Source organism: Bradyrhizobium sp. USDA 3311, from assembly GCF_054062495.1.
Genome location: NZ_JBSSFI010000001.1, coordinates 7,061,703 through 7,080,214, shown reverse-complemented (window position 1 = coordinate 7,080,214; position 18,512 = coordinate 7,061,703). Strand labels below are relative to the sequence as shown.

Sequence of the window (18,512 nt, the reverse complement as noted above, 5' to 3'; positions counted from 1 at the left end):
CGGGGCGTTCATGCGTCACTCGGCCGGCGGCCGGCTCTTCTGTGCAAAATTGAGGCCGCCGACGACCTGCTGGGTCGGCAGGACTTCCATGAAGGCAACATTCATGCGTGCCGGGGACCCAACCGCGAACGCGATCGAATTGGCGATGTCCTCGGGCTGGAGAGCATCATAATCGTCAAAGAAGCGGCGCTTGGCTTCGGCCAGATCACCCAGCAGCCGTCCGAACACTTCCGTCTCGACCCGGGCCGGCGATATCTCGGTGACGCGAACCCTGGTCCCGTAGAGGTCGACGCGCAGTTGCTGCGACAGCGAGTGAATGCCAGCCTTCGTGGCGTGATACACGGTGTTTCCGCCACCGAAAGCGTAGTGACCTGCGATCGAGGAGATGTTGACGACATGGCCGCGGTCGCGGCGCGCCATGCCCGGCACGATCAGCCGCGTCAGATGCAGGACCGCGCGCAAATTGACGTCGATGAGGGCGTCGACATCCTCTGCCGTCGTGTCCAGAATATTGCCGCGGCGGGACTGGCCGGCGTTGTTGACCAGGACGTCGAACTCAGCCGACTTCGCCAATGCCGCAAGCGCATTGAGGTCGCTGATGTCCACGGCGCAGGGGCGGCAACCGGTCTCCGCAGATAAGGCGCTGAGGCGAGCGGCGTCGCGGGCCACAGCGTAGACCTCGAGCCCTTCTGCACTCAGGCGGCGAACCGTCGCAGCCCCTATTCCGGAGGATGCGCCCGTCACCAGGGCCGTCCGATAGTCCGAAAATCCCATCCGCGAGGGCTCCTCTGCTACCGTCCAACCCGCTGGTGGCGTCGGCTGCAACGCGAGCGGCGGACGAGTTCAGCACTAGCTATAGGCCCCTCAGGTTCCCAGTGGTAAGAACAATTCCTTCTGATCCCATAGCTTCAGCCTATTGCTGCTGCATTGCTCCCTGCCTGGATATCCGGAGAGGCCGTATTGGATACGAAACGTTTGGAGGCCTTCATCAAGGTCGTGGATCTCGGCAGCATGACGAGCGCGGCGAAGGTGCTGAATGTTGCGCAGCCGGCACTGAGTCAGCACATTGCGAGCCTGGAGGCGGATTTCAAGTGCAAGCTGCTCGACCGCAGCGCCCGCGGGGTCAAGCCCACCGAGGCCGGACGAATCCTCTACCGCTATTCCAAGTCGATCCAGCGGCAGATTGAAGAAGCCAGGCGCACCATTCTGGACAACAAGCCGGAGCTGACCGGCAACGTCACGATCGGTCTGGCCCCGCTCAGTTCGGCGGCGTTGCTGGCGACCCCATTGCTCACGCAGATCCGCGAACGCTATCCCGGCATCGTGCCGCACATTTATGACAGCTCCGGGGTCATGCTCAGCGAGATGATGCTGAAGGGGAGCATGGACATGGCTGTCCTTTACGGCGAGCGCCCGGTGACCGGCCTCGATTACAAGCCGCTGATGCGCGAATACTTCTATCTTGTCGCGCCCCGCGGCATGTATCCGGAGCAGATGCCGCCGGAGGAGGTCTCGGCGGCGGAGGTCGCACAATTCGACCTGCTTCTGCCATATCGGGAATCCTTCCTGCGACAGACCGTGGAGCGCGTCTGCGCCGAGGTGGGCCTCCGCCCGCGCATCGTCGCCGAGATCCACTCCCAGTCGACCCTGTCTTCGGCGATTGCAGCCGGAGTGGGGGCGGCTGTGCTGCCCATGTCGATCGCAAAGGAGTTGCCGAACCTCGACGAACTCTGCATTCGGCGGATCAACGCGCCGTCGGCCTCGCAACAGATGTCGCTATGCATTTCCGACAATGCCGCGTTGTCCGACGCCGCATTCGCCGTCTACAAGATCCTGCTCGAGATCATCGTCAAGACCTGGGGGCCGTTCGAGGCCCAGCTCGGCTCGGTTGCCATCGCCTCGGGTGGCCCAGCGTCGCCTCCGGATGAGCCGAAGGACGAGCCATAACGAAACACGATGCGGCAATCCTAAAATCTGAATTTTCCGCCCAAAGGCGGTTGGTTATGGAGGTGTAACGGAGATCGCGACCGCAAGGAGGTTACCATGGTGCATGTAATCAGGACATTCGATCGGCCCGCCGCCGAGCTTGTCGAGCGCATCAAGAAGTTTCCTCCGTCCACCCTTCACGAAGCGCAGGGACGATCGGGTGCGCTGACCTTCCGCATCAAGCCGATCTATTCCGGGATGCGCGCTTGCGGACCGGCGCTGACGGTGAGCTGCCATCCCGGCGACAATATGATGTTGATCACGGCGATTTCGTTGGCAAAGCCGGGCGACGTGCTCGTGGTGAGCGCGGGCGAACATCCCGAGCAGGGCGGCTTCGGCGAGGTGCTGGCGACGGCCTGCGTCGCCAAGGGCATCGTCGGCCTGGTCACGGATGCGGGCGTTCGCGATGGCCTTGCCGTGCGCGACACCGGCTTCAACGTCTTCTCCTACGGCCTGTGCATGAAGGGCACCGTCAAGGAGACCCTCGGCACTATCAATCAGCCGATCGTCATCGGCGGGATCGCCGTCCGCCCCGGCGACATCGTGAGCGCCGATGACGATGGCGTCGTCATCGTGCCGAAGGAGAACATCGCCGACGTCTGCGTCAAGTCGGCGGCGCGCGAGGACAAGGAAGCCGACGTGATGAAAGCGCTGAAGGCCGGCGGGAACATCCTCGAGCTGTCCGGCATCGGCAAGGTGCTGGAATCCAAGGGCTGCACCTTCGCCTGAGCGATCAGGCGACGCAGGCGCGTAACAACAGGAAAACGAGTGTCAGCCATTCTCGGCTCGGGCGAGCACCGCTACCGCGTCGTCGACAATTGGGCGAAACTGCCGGATGGCTGGCAGCTCACCGACGTCGCTTCCGTCGCGGTCGACAGCCGCGACCGCATCTACGTCTTCAACCGCGGCGCCCATCCGATGGTGGTGCTCGACCGCGACGGAAATTTCCTGCGCAGCTGGGGTGAGGGGCTGTTCTCCCGCGCGCACGGCCTGCACATCGACGCCGACGACAACCTCTATTGCACCGATGACGGCGACCACACCGTGCGAAAGTGCACCACTGACGGCAAGGTGCTACTGACGATCGGTGTTCCCGAAAAGCCCGCGCCGTTCATGAGCGGCGAGCCGTTCCATCGCTGCACCCACACCGCGCTGTCCCCTAAGGGAGAGATCTACGTCTCCGACGGCTACGGCAATGCCCGCATCCACAAATTCACGCCGGACGGCAGACTGATCAAGAGCTGGGGCGCGCCCGGCACCGATCCCGGCCAGTTCAACATCGTGCATAATATCGTCACCGACGCCGATGGTTGGGTCTATGTCGCCGACCGCGAGAACCATCGCGTGCAGGTGTTCGACGGCAACGGTAAATACGAGGCGCAGTGGAACAATCTGCACCGGCCGTGCGCGCTGTGCTGTTGCGGTGGCGGCAAGAGCCCGACCTTCGTGATCGGCGAGCTCGGCCCTGCCATGCCGGTCAACCGCAAGGTACCCAATCTCGGCCCGCGGTTGTCGATCGTGGACGCCAAGGGCAAGCGTATCGCGCGCCTCGGCGGCGAGGATGGCCCCGGTCTTGCGAGCGGCAAATTCCTCGCGCCGCATGGCATTGCGCTGGATTCCAAAGGCGACATGTATGTCGGCGAGGTCGGCGTGACCGACTGGAAGACTAATTTTCCTGACGAGGACATGCCGACCGTGGTTCGCACCACGCGCTGCTTGCAGAAGCTGCAGCGCGTGGCGGAGGTGCCTCGCTAGAGGGCGATCTGGCTAGCCGATCATCGCTGGGGAAGGTTCGATTGGAGGCAGACGGCCGACGCATAAGTGCGGCATAAGAACGCGAATTATACTCACATCGCTCGATGAGTATAACCGAGCCGATCTCGTCAACCGGTATGCCAGGAAGATCCAGGATGCACGTTATGCGAGCGTCGCGTGCAATTTCGCATGTGTGTGCAAGGCCGTGTGCACCGAGACTCCGAAAGCCGATTTCCGCTTCCATTTTGTGCATATCGTCCTACAAGAACCGATCGGCGACAGCTTGATCAAAGCAGATTTTTCAATCGGTCCAATCACGCTGAGGATCGGTCGAAGTCAAAATATATCAATGAAATGAATGAATTAGATCGAAAATTCGCCACGGCCCCCATGATGGATTGGAGCGAGAGTTCAAGTTTTTCAATCGGTTAGAGCGCGGCGTGTGCACGACGTGTGCACCGGGAGATCAAGAAAAATCTTACGACATCTAACCTGAGCAAGCGTGCTGAAGTGCGGGCGCAGGGCGCCCCTTTCTGGCGCCGCATTCGCGCAGCAGAACTTGCAGCTTAATAGATCAATGATGCGGAAACCTGGGATTGGAGCGGCTGACTCTTAATCAGCGGGTCCCAGGTTCGAGCCCACCAAATCAATAGCTTGGCGAGCAAAACCGTTTGAGCAGCTGATTTTTCAAACGGTTCTTTCTTGCGGACAACGCACTGCCGAGCAGGCGGGGACGACGTTGGCCGGGCAAATGTCGCCTGGCTACATCCGATCGCCGTTCTCGACGTGGAAAGCCCTCAGCATCGCAAGACAGGCGCTCGTTGCAGCGCCCACTTCCAACGCGTTGGATACGGCGGCCGACAGTGCTTGCACGTTTGCGATCGTCACGGTGATGAAACCGGGCTTGGCAACCAGGCCCGCTGCGACGGCCTCCGCGATAGCATGCTCGTTCGATGCATAGGAAAGGAGCTTAGAGTTCTGGTCGGCGGCAAGCTGGGCCGCATCAATGAGATACTGTCCAGGCGCGCGCGCGTCGCCATCGGCCGGAAGGACCGCAAGCAGGTTCATCGCTTGCGACAAGCGTTCGAGAATGAAATAGCCGCCCTTGGCATCCGCGAGCACCTCGACGGGATGCGGCCGCTCGAGAAACTGTCCACCGAACTCACCGATATCCGGGTAGGTGAATCGTAGACCGCGTTGTGCGCGACGGTTCACGCGACGAAACAGCTCTTCGATGAGACTGCTCGTCAGGACGCAAGGTTTCAATTCGCCCGGCAATCCGTCATTCCAGCCAGCGGGCGTGGACACATAGGCGGTGGTTGCCGCCATCGCGCCTGCGCGCAGGAGCTGAAGGCCGCTCGACTTATTCTGCGGCATGAAGCCGAGCGCGACGGCGCCGCCGCGCTCGGCAATCCGCCGCATCGCTTCCGATATCACGTGCATGTAGGCGCCGCGGGCGGACTTGACCGGAAGCGACCACGCCGCCGTCAGGATTCCGGCCAGCAGAGTTCCGCCGTCGGGCGTGATCATTCGCCGATAGGAGATGCCCGTTCCAGCAATCGCAGCACCGTTCACCTCGGCGACGACGATATCGGCCGGTTCGGACAAGGATGACCGCGCAAAACACCACCGCCAGCGGCGCCCGTCGCCCCAATCGCCGAACGATCGGTTCAGGGCGGCGAGATGCTCGGCTTCAAAGCCTGCGGGGTTGATGCTGACCTTCACAGATCATTCGCCTTGCCAATGGATGCCTGCGGCAGCGCCGCAACGCAGCGCGCGGCAATCTCGCCCATGCTGGTCCACCAGAGGTCCTCGCCGACTGTCTCCAGGTAATCAAACACCGCATGCAGGTGATCGCAATATTCTTCGCCGAGCCCATCCAGCGCAACATAGGATCCGGCCCTCTTGATGACATGCGCCTTGATCGCAAGCAGACCACCGTGATCGATAATTGACCTTGCCCGGTCGATGGTCGACGTCGCCTGATAGTTGGTCGTGAAGTTCAACAATCCACCGGATATCCATTGTGGCGCGATCAGTGACGTACCGGTGAGCCCGCTCATACCGCTCCGCGCTTCACGATGCACGGCGCTCACGAGGTCGCGCGAGGAGCCGACGAAGGTCAGGCCGGCGTCCCGCATTGCCCTCGCAAGTCCATGGCTCAGGTACCAGCCGGGCGGCGACATTCCCGGCACGAACGCCAGGTTGGCGGCGTGAAAGATTTGGAAGATCCCCGCCAGACTGCGCCGGCATTCCTCCTCGCTCGCATCCAGATATTCGAGATGCGTGGGGTGGCGTCCGCGGTTGTGCGTGAGGCCGTGCAGCCCGATTTCAGCCCTTGGCAGGTTCTTGAGGAATTCGATGAAGCGTGGAAACCTGTCGATGCGCATCGTGCCTTCGGGCAACGTATTCCATTCGCACCAAAGACGCCGCACACCGGGAATGTGCATCAGCAGCGGGTGCGAAACGGATGGGTGTTTTGCGCGCCAATCGGCCGTCACGAACAGAGTAGCGCGCAGCTTCGAATGAGCGGTCAGCAGGCGGATCAGAAAACGAAGCTGCCCATGGTCGAGGTCGCCGCCAGCCTCATAACTGTCGCGAGAGGTACCGGGATGGACGTCGTCGATGGTGAACACGACGGCAGCCTTCTTGCCCGGCGGAAGCCAATCGGGAGGGATACCAGCCAACCCGCGTGCCGGCAGCCGTGCAAACGAAGTGCTCTCGCTTCTGTCGGGCGCGAAGGGGGGTAGGGAGGCCGGACGCACGGAAGTCACGGCATCAACCTCACTCGGCACTGTCGCAAACGGGCGGCTCAATCGGTGTCTGCTGCAGCGCCGCTTGTCCGGGTCCATTCGGCTGCAACCCGCGCCGCAGTTCCGCAAGCTTCCGCATCAAGCCCCAACCGGGGGAATGTTTGCCGAGCCAGGACACCGTCTGCTGGCGATACATGCGCAAATACATCGGCGCTTCGACCCATCGACGCGACGCGTGCAGGCCAGCGGTGACAAGTTGACCTCTGAGAGTCGAAAGATGACTTCTGACCCATGAGGTCAGCCGTTGCCGGTACATTCGCAGATGCATCGGCAATTCGATGTGCCAGCGCGCAAGGTGCAAGCCAGCGGTCACGCGACGATTGGCCCATCGGATTCGCAGCGGCAGCAACGTCCCGGGAGGAGGCCCGTACGGAAGCTGGTTCGCGATTGACCGCCAATACGTATCGAAGCTGAAGGTCGTATCGAGAATGCTCTTCAGGCGGTTGCGATGCGTCGGCCAGTGCGAGGTCATGTAAAAATCCCTGTGCGCGACGCGTAGTACGAACCAGGCAAGGATCGGGACGCCGATCGCACAGCGTGCAAGGCTCACCAGCGGATTGTAGAAGCGACGGCGTAGGACCGATCGTTCCGACCGGTACAATTGATCGAGATCGGCGCATGTGCGCGCCAGGCTGAAGCGCTCCCGGGCAAGAAGGCCACCGTTCGCGGCAAGCGCGCGAGCGCGCGGCCGGTCACACAGCATGTCGTTGATACCGCGCGCCAGGTCCGCAGGGTCGGAGGGACGCACGAGAATGCCCGTCTCGCCGTCGATCACGCAATCGACCATGCCGCAGACCGCAGTTGCAACTGTCGGGCATTCTACCATGAGGGATTCGATCACCCCGCCCACGTTCTCATAGAGTGAGGCCTGAACCGCCACATCGGCGCCGCGAAGGATTCCGGCCGTGTCGCGACGAAAGCCGGTAAAGATGATGCTCTCGGAAAGGCCGAGATCCTGCACCAGGTGCCGCACCTCCTCCATGTAGGCGGTCCCAGGCTCCCCCCAGCCATTGCCCACGAGCACGACCTTGGTTTCCGGATGCTTGGCAAGAATAGCCGGCGTGGCCCGAACGAGGTCGACAAAACCCTTCGGGTTCTTTCCGCGTAGGACGGCGGGCACCCAGTCGTTATCCGACATTTTCGCATAGAAATAGGCGACCTTCACGACGATCTTGGTCGACGATGGCCAGCCATACTCCGCCCGCAGGTCGACGGCCGGGGTTTTGTCCGGATCGTACTGATCGTTGTCCGCGCCGTAGTAGATCACCGCGCGGCGCGCCGAGGCGACACCGAGACGGGCGAGGATGTCGTCGGTGTACTTGCATGATGCGATGAGACGCGTCTCCGTCCACCACGTCAATCGGTCCATCCAGAACGTCCGGGGCACTTCGAGATGGAAAGGCGAGGCATACATCGCAAGCCGCACCGGGACGTCGGCAAACCAGGCCGCGAACCGCGTCGCAATCATCGCAAACAGCAGATGCGACTGCACGACATCGAAGCGTTCCCGGCGCAGCCACCATGCAAGCCGCCAGACCGCCGCCGGCAGCCGCAGAACCGAAGCGACGCTATCATAGGCGCCGAAGCCCTCCTCGGCGTGAACCCGGATACCGGCTTCCTTCAGCATGTCGATCAAGGAGCCGTTCGAACCGCCCACGACCGCCGTGACATCATGTCCATAACGGTCTCGCAGCCACGACAACTGCTCCACGGCCCAGCGAGCGCCGTTGGTCGCCGAGACGAGGTGACAGACTCTCAACGACCCGACCTTGTCTCCACCGCCAGATGCGCGATTGATTGTTCGCATGGTCATCGGTCCCGCGCCTCGCTGTCTGGCTCGGCAGCAGAGCCGAGCAGGCGACGGAACTTGGCACGCAGACGCCTGCGAAGACCCCAGCCGAGCTTTTGTCGACCGACGAATGCATAGAAGCGGTAGAGCATCATCCGCCCGGCAAGCCTCAGTCGCGGAGCAATCGGCGCTGGAGGCTCGATCGTCACAGAGATGAACTGCTCGTTCGCGGGTGCGGCCGCGTAAGGCGCAGGAGCAGATGCAGTCCTGGATCGCAGCACCGCGTTGATCAGGCGCAGCATCAACCGGCGCAACGCGAGGAAGTGCCACGGCCGCCAACCGGCATCCCAGGCTGGCAGCAGATTGCTGTCGAACACCGTATAGCGGAACGCCAGGTAACCACCGACGAGGGCCCCACAAAACAACCGAAATGCGCGGCGAACGGAGCGGTAGCCGGCCGGTGCCCGTGCATACAGCCGCTGATAAAGCCGGTGCTCGTCCTCCACCGTCGTTCGCAGCGTAAACCTCTCGAGCATGCGCGCCCGGCCGTGACGACCGAACTCCCTTGCGCGCGAGGGGTCGCGCAATAGTTCGAGAATGCCCCTTGCAAGCTCGGCCGGATCGGCTGGGCCGACCAACACGCCGGTATGGCCGTCGATGACACTATCGACGAGGCCGCCAACTCGCGTCGCGACCATCGGACATTCCATCAAAAGGCCCTCGATCGAACCTCCGAGGTTTTCGCTAACCGAGGCCTGAACGGCGACATCGAGCGATTTGAGCACGGCGGGAATGTCCGTGCGGTAGCCGGTGAAGACGACGCTATCGGAAAGACCGAGTTCGGCGACCAAAGCCTGCATCTTGGCCATATATTGCCGGCCGCCTTCCTCCCAGCCCGACCCGACCAACAACAGTTTGGCATTGGGAAACTCGGCGAGCACCGCAGGCATTGCCCTGATAAGGTCGACGTGGCTCTTGACCGGGCGCCCCTGCGCGGCCGGCGGCGTCCATCGGTTGACGCCGAGTTCGGGATAAAAATAAGCGACCATCCCGATCAGCGGCGCATCTGCTGCCCAGCCATGCTCGGCGCGCAAATCCGCGGCGACCTCACGCGACGGCTCGAACCTGGTCTCGTCCGGCCCGTAATAGATGACCTCGAGGCGCTGCTTGCGCACGCCCATTGACAGATACAGTGAACGGCTGAACTCGCAGGACGGGATGAGCGCGGTATCCATCCACTGCGTCGAGCCATCGATCCAGCTCGGCGTATAAGCCTCGAGATGGAATGGGCCTGCGATCATCGACAAGCGTACCGGGACATCGGCGAGCCAGGCCGCGATGCGACCGATCACCATGGAATGGAACAGGTGCGTCTGGATGATGTCGAAGCGCTCGCGCTCCAGAATATGCTCTAGGTCCAGGATCCGCTTGGGCAGTGCGAACAAATCGCCACCGCCGAGAAACTGGAAATCGCTCGCAAGGACGCGAATACCGGCAGCATTGAAGCGGTCGACGAGCGCCCCGCTGGTTCCGTTCAAGATGACGCTGACGTCGTACCCGAAACGATCCCTGAGATCCCGCACCTGCTCAAACACCCATGCCGCGCCTTCAGTCGTCGCCGCGATGTGACAGACGCGGAGCTGCCCCGTCGTCGGAGCCGGCATCGTGCCTTTGACCGACGGGCCATGCGCGATCTCGACGGCTTGCCGAGCGGAACCAAGAGTCGTCGTGCGAACAAGCGGCATGTTGCCAACTGTGTCATTTTCCATTACTCAGCACTACAATATTCATCCAAAAGTTTCCAACTGGCTCGGGTACAGCTCCGGCCCGACTCCGGGGAGCAAGTGAAAATTTGAACGCAAATGGCGCGGTACCTAGGATCGCTTGCGTAGGCGCCGGCGGGCACGGAAAGGTGGTTGCAGACGCCGCTCTATCGCTTGCGGGGCATAAGATCGTCGGATTCCTGGACGACAATCCGTCGCTATCGGGTCGTTCGATCATGGGACTTCCCGTGCTGGGGCCGATTTCGGCCTGGCGTGATCACAATATCGATGGCCTCATCCCGGCGATCGGAGCTAATCGCGCTCGGCGCGACATCATGCAGCGCGAGACGTCGCGAAACGCAAAGGCGATCACGATCGTTCACCCCCGTGCGACGGTGAGCACCTGGGCGGAGTTGAAGGCCGGCATCGTCGCGTTCGCCGGTGCCATCGTCAATGCGTATGCGAAAATCGGGCAGAACGTCATCATCAACACAGGTGCGATTGTCGAGCATGATTGCGAGATCGGCGATCACGCTCATGTGGCGCCGGGGTGCTATCTGGGCGGCGAGGTGAAAATCGGCGAGGGAAGTCTTCTCGGGCTGGGCAGCCGCGTCCTGCCGGGAGTGAGCATCGGAAATTGGTGCGTCATCGGGGCCGGCGCAGTCGTAACTGAGGATGTCGCCGATCATGCGACGGTCGTCGGAGTGCCAGCACGGAGAGTGCGATGAATGAGAAAGGCATTATCAGCACGCCGATGTCGCAGCCCGATATCACCGAGGGCGATATCGATCTCGTCGCACAGGTGCTGCGAAGCGGCCGGCTCAGCATCGGAGCCTATATCGAAGAGTTCGAGAAGCGCGTACGCGACTATGTTGGCACGCGATATGCCGTCGCGGTCGCCAGCGGCACGGCTGGCCTGCACCTGTGCATGCGGCTTGCCGGCGTGAAGGAGGGCTCGGAAGTCGTCACGTCACCCTTCAGCTTCGTCGCCTCAGCCAATTGCATCCTCTACGAGCACGGAACGCCGGTGTTTGTCGACATCGACGAAGACAGTTTCAATATCGATGCGGATGCGATCGACGCGGCGGTGAACGACCGGACGGTCGCAATCCTTCCGATTCATGTCTTCGGCCGTCCCGCGCGCATGGACCAGATCTGCCGCACCGCCGACCGGCGCGGGCTTGCCGTGATCGAAGACGCCTGCGAAGCGATCGGCGCGGAGTTCGACGGCCGCAAGGTCGGCGCGTTTGGGCGCGCATCCGTCTTCGCTTTCTATCCCAACAAGCAGATGACCACCGGCGAGGGCGGCATCGTAACCACCGACGATCCGCAATGGGATCGCGAGCTGCGAGCCTTGCGCAATCACGGACGCGCCGGCGACGAATGGCTGCAACATCATCAGTTGGGGTTCAACTACCGCCTCAATGAACTCAGTGCCGCGCTGGGTCTCTCGCAGATCTCGCGCCTCGACGACCTCTTGGACCGGCGAGCTGCGGTGGCAGCGGCTTACAACGATCGCCTGGCGCGCATCGCGGGCGTCAAGCCACTCAGTGCGGCTGCGAACACCACGCAGATGAGTTGGTTCGTGTACATCGTGCGGTTGGATGCTCGCCTGTCGCGCGACAATATCGCGTCGCGGCTTGCGGAACGCGGGATTCCGACGCGAAATTATTTCCCGCCGATCCATCTTCAGCCGTACTTCGCCGAGCGTTACGGCTACCAACGCGGCCAGTTTCCTGTGACCGAGCGGGTCGCCGCCAGCACGCTGGCTCTCCCCTTCCACACCAACATGCCGGAGCAGGCGGTCGACCACGTCTGTCGCGCGCTTCAAATGGCGATCGACCAGGAAACCTGTCGTTCAGCCTAGGAGGACTGCCGCGCAAGGTCGAGCTGCATCTCTTGCAGCACAGCGTCGATCTCACCCGCCGCTCGAATACGGCCCCGCTCCATCCACACGGCTTTGGTGCACCATTTCCGGCAGATGTCGAGATTGTGGGAGGCCAGCACCAGGATGTTGGCACGCTCGACAAAGGATTCGATCCGGCGTTGCGCCTTCGCGAGAAAGCTCGCATCTCCCGCCATAATCCACTCATCCATCAGGAGGATTTCGGGCGAGAAGCAGGTGGCGACGGCGAAGGTCAGGCGCGTCATCATGCCCGAGGAATAGGTTCGCACGGGAACGTCCAGATAGTCTCCGAGCTCGGTGAAATCGGCGATATCGGGGATATAGGATTCGATCTCGCCGGCACTCAGCCCCAGCAGCATGCCGCGCAGGCGGATGTTATCGTAGCCGCTCAGATCGCCGTCGATTCCGACAGCGATATCGAAGATCGGCGATATGCGACCGCACGACGTCGCGATCCCCAGCGTCGGCTCATAGACGCCGGCCATCACGCGTAACAGGGTGGTCTTGCCGGCGCCGTTGGCGCCGACGAGCGCAATGCGTTCGCCTGCGGCGATCGACAGGGAGACGTCTCTCAACGCCTCGACGACGATCCGCTCGTTCGCATCGCTGGCGAGCTGCCCTCCGGTTCCGTGGAACAGCAGGTGCTTCTTCAGCGAACGAGATCCACCCTGGTAGATCGGGAAGGACACGCTGACCTTCTCCAGCGTCACGAGCGGCTTGCCCCGAAGGCCGTCAAGCATTGATGTCTCTCAAACCCAATACGCGATCCGCGCCCGATAACGGGAGAACAACAGTCCCGACAAGGCAACGTTGATCAGCGTGACCAGTCCGACCGCCGCGTAGTTGGAGGCTGTCGGAACCTCCCCGAGCAGCGGCGCGCGAACGATTTGCAGCAGGTGATAGACCGGATTCAATTCCGTCACATAGGCCGGAATCTTCACCGCATCGGGCTTCCACATTAAGGGCGTCACGAAGAACAGGATCTGCACGACGGAGTTGATCACTTGTGGGATATCGCGAAAGCGCGCCGAAATCATCCCGATCGTCAGGCTGATGGCCATCCCGTTGAAGGCGACGATGCAGAGCGCGGGTATCGCCAGAAGCGCAGCTGCGCCCGGCCAGATACGAAAATACAGGATGATGCCGAAATAGATGATGAAGTTGTGGGCCAGCATGATGAGCTTGGCCCAGCTTGCCCGGTAGACATACAGCGAGAACGGCAGGCTGATTTGCTTGATATAGGCTTCGGCCCCCGAAAACAGCGTACCACTCTCCGTCAAATAGCTCGACATGAAGCCCCAGATCAGAAGCCCGATGCCGCAATAGGGCAGGAACTCCTCGACGGGCTGCTGGAACAACCTGGCATAGAGCAGACCCAGGGAGCCGATCAGGATGCCCATGCTGACCGTGAGCCAGAGCGGCCCCAAGATCGAACGCTGATAGCGTTGCCGGATGTCGTTCCAGCCGAGACGGCCCCACAGCCGCCAGAGTAACAGCCCGCATACGATATCAGCGCGCGCGGCGGCCAAGGTGGAGCGATCGGTGCTTCGCACGACCGAACCGCTTCGCAGTGCCCCCTGGATGGTGCCGCGGGCCATGCCCGATATCTCCAAAATGATGCGCGGCCGCGATTAAGCAGGTTCATGCGGCCAAATCAAAGCTTTCGAGAGGAACGGCAGTAGACCCCGGCTATGGCCGATGGCAAGGCCGTGGTGCCGGTGATCGGCAGCGGCCGCTACGGTAACCTGTCGGCTGAAGAACTCGACGTCGGGCTTGAGGATGCCGTCGCAGGACGAGCAGGACGGCACGTTGAATGACGAGAAGTCCGCGGCCTCGAGATCGGCATCGCCTTCGGGCGCGTCTAGGGCGTCAAGGTCGAGCCAATCGGCGTTCATGCACTCGCCTGAAATGCGGCGCGCTGCGTTTTCGCTGTCAATCGGCTTGCGAATTTTGCAAGCCGATTGACGGACGGGGCCACGTGGCGCCCGATGTTTCTAAAGTCGAGGCCCGACGGTATCGGCCGCACTCAGCGCGGCACAAGGCACCGGGCGGAGCGGTCTGATTATCGTGATCTGACTGTCTGGCCTCATCGGGAAACAGTGCGCCTTGGTAACCAAGCTAGTGAGAGGGCACGTCCTGTTCCTGGCAAATAAACGATCCTCAATGGTCGGCAGTGAACGTTGGTGCATGGCCGGTGGCAGCCTTGGCATACGCTGGCCAGCTGCAGACTTGAGCTCGCCCCCTGTTGGCGATGGCTATGACCTTTCGATCAGGTCGCGCGAGCGCTCCATCGTTGCCAGCAGCCCGACCCGCGTCGTATATGCCCATAAACCGATACAGTACATGCGAGATGGCGCGCGCTAGATCCTGAAGACAAATGGTGACTTCTGCGGCAAAGCACCTGAATACGCTCGACCCTGTGGGCCCAATGGATACACTTGAAACAACGTCGACAAACTCGCAGCCGAGCTGGTGGTCATATCCAGTCCGCACGCAATTTACCAATGATCTCCTCGGAACGGCAACTTTTACGATGCTGCCTTGGTCGACCACAGGCTTCCAGATCATCTTGCTCATCTGGCTGACCGGGATCTTGGGGGTCTCATTGCGAGAGGATGGCGCTGCGATCCTGCTGCACTTGCGTCGCCCTCACTGCATGTTTCCACTGCTGATATTCGTGCTTGCCCTCGCCGGCACCGCTTGGAGCGAAGCACCCTGGCTGACCGGCGCTCTACACCATCAAATCGACCGCCAAGTTTATCGCCCTGCCTTTGATCGCCTACCATTTCGAGCGATCGCAACGGGCGACTTGGGCACTTGCTGCTTTCTTCATCTCCTGTTCTCTGTTGATGGCGCTTTCGTGGATGTCGTATGTCGAGCCGTCGATCAGACTTGAGGCGTCAAAGAATGCCGGCGTACCAGTCAAGAACTACATCGACCAAAGTCAGGAATTTGCGCTTTGCATGATCGCAGCGGCGCCGCTCGCGATGGAGTTATTCAAACAAGGGCGGATCGCCATATTCGGCGGGCTTGTGACCTTGATAGCCGCCTTCTTCACCAATATGATTTTTGTCGTCTCGGCTCGCACAGCGCTAATCTATATCCCTGCTATGTTGGGCGTTCTCGCACTTCAATTTCTAACCCGCCGACAATCGATGACGCTGCTGCTTGCCGCCCTTACGGCCGCCGCGGCCTTATGGACAACCCCATCGTTCTTGCGAACAAGAATCGCGGATGTTTCGCGTGAATATCAGCTTTATCTTGAGAATGTCCCGCGCTCGACAGGGCAGCGCCTCTACTACTGGCAGGAATCACTGACGTTCTTTGCGGCAGCGCCGATCATTGGGCACGGTACCGGATCCACGGAGATTTTGTTTAGCCAGAAGGCACAGGGAAAAATGGGCCTGGAGGCCGAAGTGACGCGGAATCCTCACAATCAAACGCTGAACATGGCGGTTCAGTGGGGCGTGCTGGGCATTGCCGTGCTATATGCAACGTGGATTTGTCACCTGCTCCTCTTTCGTGGGAGGGGCTTTGCAAGCTGGCTCGGGTTTCTTGTTGTTACACAGAATATCTTCAGCTCACTGCTCAATTCCCACTTGTTCGACTTTCAAGAGGGATGGATGTACGTCCTAGGCGTGGGCTTGGGTGCTGGCGTCCTCACCAAAGAGGGTCGGGATGGCGAGGTACACGTGATTGCCACGCACCCACGAACAGTAGCAGACGGCAGATGCTGAGATCTCGCCTCGGATCGCGACTTTTCGCTCGATATCAAGTCACGTGCGCCGATGGGGCTCTCGGCATGCGAGATCTGCAGCTGCCGCGAAATGGCAGCGGGCGACGTATGCGGCCCTTCCTCGGACGGCGTCACGCGATCGTCAATGAGCGAAGCGACAGAGAATCAAGTCAATGTTCAAGTCTTTCAGTCGGTTAGAAGGCGGCGTGTGCACGACGTGTGCACCGGGAGATCAAGAAAAATCTAGTGATAGCGAGTTTGAGCAGTCGAGCTTCGACGCAAGCCAGCAGTGCAGGTGGCTTCGACCGAGAAGCGGATTTTGTTCGCCGGCATGGTGAGCGGGCCAGTGTTGGGTCGCTGGGTGGGGCAGGGGCTGCTGGTCAGCGCGCAATAATGAAAAATGCTGATGTCGGGGGGGGGGCGAGTCGCTCCCCGACTACCAGGGGCCACGATTTTGTGCGCCAATCTATGATTTTAAACGATTTCACGCGCTCGACAGACGCGGTTTGCCGCGCGTAATTATTTCATCGGCTTGCCAAGCTGTGACAGCTTGCCCCTCATCAAATGGCGATGAGTTCGAGAGGGAACTTCGGCAGGTGGCTCAGTACGTCGCTCGCCCACCAGACAGGTCGAAAATCGCGCCAGTCGAAAATGAGCATTCGTCGGAGGCGAGCCAGGTGACCAGCGCCGCTACCTCGTCCGGTCGTCCCGCACGTCCGAGCGGTATCTTTGCCAGCACGTTTCGATAGGCTTCGTCCGACATCTGCTTGACGAGATCGGTGGCGATCACGGCGGGTGCGATGGCGTTGACCCGGATATCCGTGCCGGCCAGCTCCTTGCCCAGAGATTTCGTCAGCGCGATCACGCCCGCCTTGGCAGCGGAATAGCCGGTCATGCCGGCATTGCCTTCCTTGCCGGCGATCGAGGCCAGGTTGACGATGCGTCCGGCGTTCTTCCGTCGCATCGGTGCGACGGCCGCCTTGCAGCAGAGGAACGTGCTGGTGAGGTTCACATCGAGCACGCGCCGCCATTCAGCAAGGCTGTACTGCTCGATGTTGACCGTAGGGCCCGTGATTCCCGCGGCATTGACGAGGATGTCGATGCGGCCGAAGCGCGCGAGGAGGCCCGTCATCACGTCATTGACGGCGGCCTCGTCGGTGAGATCGATCCGCTGGTCGGCGCCATCTGCGACGTCCCAGACGACGACTTTCGCGCCCGAGGCGGCAAGCCGCTCGCGAACGGCCTGGCCGATGCCGCCGCAGCCGCCGGAAATGACGGCGATGCGCCCGGAGAGATCGAGGCCGCTCATGTCGTCGCTCGTCTATCCGCGGCGCGCGCGACGATGCTGCGAGCCGCCGCCAGCGCGCGTCGTCCCCATTCCTCGGCGCCGAGCTTGGGCAGCCACTCATCGTTCGGAATCTCGAGGCTCAGCGGAAGGTCGTCCGGCAAGGCGCGGACGACCCCGGCGAGGTCGATGCCGCCGTCGCCCGGGAGAAGCCGGGCGCACCGTGCCGTGTGGATCAGTTCGTCGTTGCTGGCGGGGATCCCTGCGGGCGCGTCACAGAGCTGGGCGTAGCTCAGCAATTCCCGCGGCAGGCCTACGATATCGTCAAGGGTGGTAGCCGAGCGCGCGGCATGCAGCGCGTCGACCAGCACGCGGCCGTTCGGCTCGCCGGCGTTGGTCACGATACGAAGGGCGGCCCTGGCGTTCTTCACCGCGGTCCACGGCATGAATTCGATATCCGCGGTGAGGTCGTAGGGTGCCGCGGCGCGACAGAATGCGGCGAATGACTCCGTCAGTCGGGCTTCGTCCGGATCGTCACCGGCGACGAGGATCGCGCGCGCCTTCAGCCTGCCCGCGGTTTCGAGGAAGGCTGCGAAGTGGTCCGCTTTGAAATCCGCGCCAAGCCGTGCAATTTCGACGTCGAACACCGGCACGCCGGTGTCCTCGATGCACCGGATGGTTTCGCGCAACAGGGCGGGATCCGTGGCGAGCGGCGAGAAGTCGCCGCCGGGGGCGGCGGGCGCGATGCGGACCCCTATCGCCTGGTAGCCGAGCTTTTCGGCCAGGACCAGCGCGTCCGGAGGCGCCATCGGCGCCGAGGTGAGATAGGCGAGCGAATAGATGTGCGTCATGGCGATCGCCTCACGCCAGCGGAGAGATGGCGGTCGGCAGCGCGATGATCGAGCGCATCTCGCCGGTCAGCCAATCCGGCCCGCCCTTCGGCGGCCACACGCCCCTGGCGACGGATTCCGCGCGCACCGCGACGCGGGCATCGAGGCTTGCGAACGGCCAGATATGGGTGAAGCGCGGCGGCCCGTCGAGCGCATACATCGCGATTGAGAGCGGCGACAGCTTGCCTCGCTCGGGCATCGCGGCTTCCCACGCGACGATCGTGGGAGGAACGCCGCCATGCTTGAGGCGATAGGTGCGGATCTCGTAGACACTGCCGTACTTGCCCGGCACGACCGGCGGCAGGAATGGAAACGGCGCATAGGTGTCGAAGCTCATCTGCGTGATGGCCTCGCCGGCATTGAAGGGGTTGGTGGTGCGCAGCGCGCGCTCGCGCTCGCCGCGCCATGCCTCCTGGTCCTCAAACGAGCGCAGCACCAGGAGCTGGTTGAGCTCGCCGATCTCGCTCGCCCAGCAGCCGAGCAGCGTGCCCTTAGCCTCCGGCGCCCCGACATAATCGCCGATCCCGGCCACGGCCTTGGCGGCTGTGCCGAGCTTCACCGTCAGCGTTGTGATCTCATAGAGCATGTT

18 protein-coding genes are annotated in these 18,512 nt (G+C 62.0%); 7 read left to right on the top strand and 11 right to left on the bottom strand.

Annotated elements, in window-relative coordinates:
* Positions 1-15: 15 nt before the first annotated feature.
* Entirely contained in the window at positions 16-774 is a 759-nt protein-coding gene (locus ACVWW6_RS34060) for an SDR family oxidoreductase (protein WP_011086421.1), read from the bottom strand.
* Between the two features lie 186 nt (positions 775-960).
* On the opposite strand from ACVWW6_RS34060, the gene ACVWW6_RS34055 reads away from it, so the two are divergent.
* From ACVWW6_RS34055 to ACVWW6_RS34045, 3 genes are all read left to right on the top strand, one after another.
* Positions 961-1,947, top strand: coding sequence for a LysR substrate-binding domain-containing protein (locus tag ACVWW6_RS34055; RefSeq protein ID WP_051000296.1), 987 nt, complete (start codon positions 961-963; stop codon positions 1,945-1,947).
* 96 nt (positions 1,948-2,043) lie between these two features.
* Positions 2,044-2,715 carry a 4-carboxy-4-hydroxy-2-oxoadipate aldolase/oxaloacetate decarboxylase gene (locus ACVWW6_RS34050; protein ID WP_011086423.1) on the top strand — a complete coding sequence of 224 codons (672 nt, stop codon included), beginning with the start codon at positions 2,044-2,046 and terminating at the stop codon, positions 2,713-2,715.
* 39 nt (positions 2,716-2,754) lie between these two features.
* A complete protein-coding gene (locus ACVWW6_RS34045; RefSeq protein WP_028170733.1) occupies positions 2,755-3,741 on the top strand; it encodes a peptidyl-alpha-hydroxyglycine alpha-amidating lyase family protein in 987 nt (328 codons plus the stop codon).
* Between the two features lie 762 nt (positions 3,742-4,503).
* Here ACVWW6_RS34045 and ACVWW6_RS34040 read toward each other — a convergent pair.
* From ACVWW6_RS34040 to ACVWW6_RS34025, 4 genes are all read right to left on the bottom strand, one after another.
* Positions 4,504-5,466 carry a hypothetical protein gene (locus tag ACVWW6_RS34040; RefSeq protein WP_456682215.1) on the bottom strand — a complete coding sequence of 321 codons (963 nt, stop codon included), beginning with the start codon at positions 5,464-5,466 and terminating at the stop codon, positions 4,504-4,506.
* Positions 5,463-6,377 carry a hypothetical protein gene (locus ACVWW6_RS34035; RefSeq protein WP_456682214.1) on the bottom strand — a complete coding sequence of 305 codons (915 nt, stop codon included), beginning with the start codon at positions 6,375-6,377 and terminating at the stop codon, positions 5,463-5,465. The genes ACVWW6_RS34040 and ACVWW6_RS34035 overlap by 4 nt, the downstream gene beginning before the upstream one ends.
* Before the next feature lie 148 nt (positions 6,378-6,525).
* The gene (locus tag ACVWW6_RS34030) at positions 6,526-8,367 is read right to left on the bottom strand and encodes a glycosyltransferase family 4 protein (protein ID WP_011086428.1); all 1,842 of its coding nucleotides are present in this window, start codon (positions 8,365-8,367) and stop codon (positions 6,526-6,528) included.
* Positions 8,364-9,938 (bottom strand): glycosyltransferase, encoded by a 1,575-nt coding sequence (locus ACVWW6_RS34025; protein ID WP_456682213.1) that lies wholly within the window; start codon positions 9,936-9,938, stop codon positions 8,364-8,366. Before ACVWW6_RS34025 ends, ACVWW6_RS34030 begins: the two co-directional genes overlap by 4 nt.
* Before the next feature lie 257 nt (positions 9,939-10,195).
* On the opposite strand from ACVWW6_RS34025, the gene ACVWW6_RS34020 reads away from it, so the two are divergent.
* Together ACVWW6_RS34020 and ACVWW6_RS34015 are read left to right on the top strand one after the other, a co-directional pair.
* Positions 10,196-10,834: an acetyltransferase gene (locus ACVWW6_RS34020; RefSeq protein ID WP_049832365.1), complete on the top strand. Its 639-nt coding sequence runs from the start codon at positions 10,196-10,198 to the stop codon at positions 10,832-10,834.
* Positions 10,831-11,973 carry a DegT/DnrJ/EryC1/StrS family aminotransferase gene (locus ACVWW6_RS34015; RefSeq protein WP_456682212.1) on the top strand — a complete coding sequence of 381 codons (1,143 nt, stop codon included), beginning with the start codon at positions 10,831-10,833 and terminating at the stop codon, positions 11,971-11,973. The genes ACVWW6_RS34020 and ACVWW6_RS34015 overlap by 4 nt, the downstream gene beginning before the upstream one ends.
* Here the strand turns inward: ACVWW6_RS34015 and ACVWW6_RS34010 are convergent.
* From ACVWW6_RS34010 to ACVWW6_RS34000, 3 genes are read right to left on the bottom strand one after another with little or no spacing between them, the layout of a single operon-like run.
* Positions 11,970-12,752 carry an ABC transporter ATP-binding protein gene (locus ACVWW6_RS34010; protein WP_011086432.1) on the bottom strand — a complete coding sequence of 261 codons (783 nt, stop codon included), beginning with the start codon at positions 12,750-12,752 and terminating at the stop codon, positions 11,970-11,972. The two genes, ACVWW6_RS34015 and ACVWW6_RS34010, sit on opposite strands and share 4 nt — an antisense overlap.
* A 9-nt stretch (positions 12,753-12,761) precedes the next feature.
* Positions 12,762-13,610 (bottom strand): ABC transporter permease, encoded by an 849-nt coding sequence (locus tag ACVWW6_RS34005; protein ID WP_456682211.1) that lies wholly within the window; start codon positions 13,608-13,610, stop codon positions 12,762-12,764.
* Positions 13,611-13,643: 33 nt separating this feature from the next.
* Positions 13,644-13,907, bottom strand: coding sequence for a hypothetical protein (locus ACVWW6_RS34000; RefSeq protein ID WP_456682210.1), 264 nt, complete (start codon positions 13,905-13,907; stop codon positions 13,644-13,646).
* A 533-nt stretch (positions 13,908-14,440) separates the two neighbouring features.
* On the opposite strand from ACVWW6_RS34000, the gene ACVWW6_RS33995 reads away from it, so the two are divergent.
* Both ACVWW6_RS33995 and ACVWW6_RS33990 read left to right on the top strand, forming a co-directional pair.
* Positions 14,441-14,908 (top strand): hypothetical protein, encoded by a 468-nt coding sequence (locus tag ACVWW6_RS33995; protein ID WP_456682209.1) that lies wholly within the window; start codon positions 14,441-14,443, stop codon positions 14,906-14,908.
* Positions 14,877-15,749, top strand: coding sequence for an O-antigen ligase family protein (locus ACVWW6_RS33990; protein ID WP_456682208.1), 873 nt, complete (start codon positions 14,877-14,879; stop codon positions 15,747-15,749). Before ACVWW6_RS33995 ends, ACVWW6_RS33990 begins: the two co-directional genes overlap by 32 nt.
* 600 nt (positions 15,750-16,349) lie before the next feature.
* Here ACVWW6_RS33990 and ACVWW6_RS33985 read toward each other — a convergent pair.
* The 3 genes from ACVWW6_RS33985 to ACVWW6_RS33975 are packed head-to-tail and all read right to left on the bottom strand — an operon-like array spanning position 16,350 to position 18,509.
* On the bottom strand, positions 16,350-17,057 hold the full coding sequence (locus ACVWW6_RS33985) for an SDR family oxidoreductase (protein ID WP_060911475.1): 708 nt from the start codon (positions 17,055-17,057) through the stop codon (positions 16,350-16,352).
* Positions 17,054-17,884 carry a sugar phosphate isomerase/epimerase family protein gene (locus ACVWW6_RS33980; RefSeq protein WP_011086437.1) on the bottom strand — a complete coding sequence of 277 codons (831 nt, stop codon included), beginning with the start codon at positions 17,882-17,884 and terminating at the stop codon, positions 17,054-17,056. The genes ACVWW6_RS33985 and ACVWW6_RS33980 overlap by 4 nt, the downstream gene beginning before the upstream one ends.
* Before the next feature lie 10 nt (positions 17,885-17,894).
* Positions 17,895-18,509, bottom strand: coding sequence for an NIPSNAP family protein (locus ACVWW6_RS33975; RefSeq protein WP_060911476.1), 615 nt, complete (start codon positions 18,507-18,509; stop codon positions 17,895-17,897).
* Positions 18,510-18,512: the final 3 nt, after the last annotated feature.

Coding starts and splice junctions, on each gene's coding strand:
- ACVWW6_RS34060 (WP_011086421.1), bottom strand. CDS start 774: ATGGGATTTTCGGACTATCGGACGGCCCTGGTGACGGGCGCATCCTCC.
- ACVWW6_RS33995 (WP_456682209.1), top strand. CDS start 14,441: ATGGATACACTTGAAACAACGTCGACAAACTCGCAGCCGAGCTGGTGG.
- ACVWW6_RS34005 (WP_456682211.1), bottom strand. CDS start 13,610: ATGGCCCGCGGCACCATCCAGGGGGCACTGCGAAGCGGTTCGGTCGTG.
- ACVWW6_RS34015 (WP_456682212.1), top strand. CDS start 10,831: ATGAATGAGAAAGGCATTATCAGCACGCCGATGTCGCAGCCCGATATC.
- ACVWW6_RS34010 (WP_011086432.1), bottom strand. CDS start 12,752: ATGCTTGACGGCCTTCGGGGCAAGCCGCTCGTGACGCTGGAGAAGGTC.
- ACVWW6_RS33975 (WP_060911476.1), bottom strand. CDS start 18,509: ATGCTCTATGAGATCACAACGCTGACGGTGAAGCTCGGCACAGCCGCC.
- ACVWW6_RS34000 (WP_456682210.1), bottom strand. CDS start 13,907: ATGAACGCCGATTGGCTCGACCTTGACGCCCTAGACGCGCCCGAAGGC.
- ACVWW6_RS33985 (WP_060911475.1), bottom strand. CDS start 17,057: ATGAGCGGCCTCGATCTCTCCGGGCGCATCGCCGTCATTTCCGGCGGC.
- ACVWW6_RS33980 (WP_011086437.1), bottom strand. CDS start 17,884: ATGACGCACATCTATTCGCTCGCCTATCTCACCTCGGCGCCGATGGCG.
- ACVWW6_RS34050 (WP_011086423.1), top strand. CDS start 2,044: ATGGTGCATGTAATCAGGACATTCGATCGGCCCGCCGCCGAGCTTGTC.
- ACVWW6_RS34030 (WP_011086428.1), bottom strand. CDS start 8,367: ATGACCATGCGAACAATCAATCGCGCATCTGGCGGTGGAGACAAGGTC.
- ACVWW6_RS33990 (WP_456682208.1), top strand. CDS start 14,877: ATGTCGTATGTCGAGCCGTCGATCAGACTTGAGGCGTCAAAGAATGCC.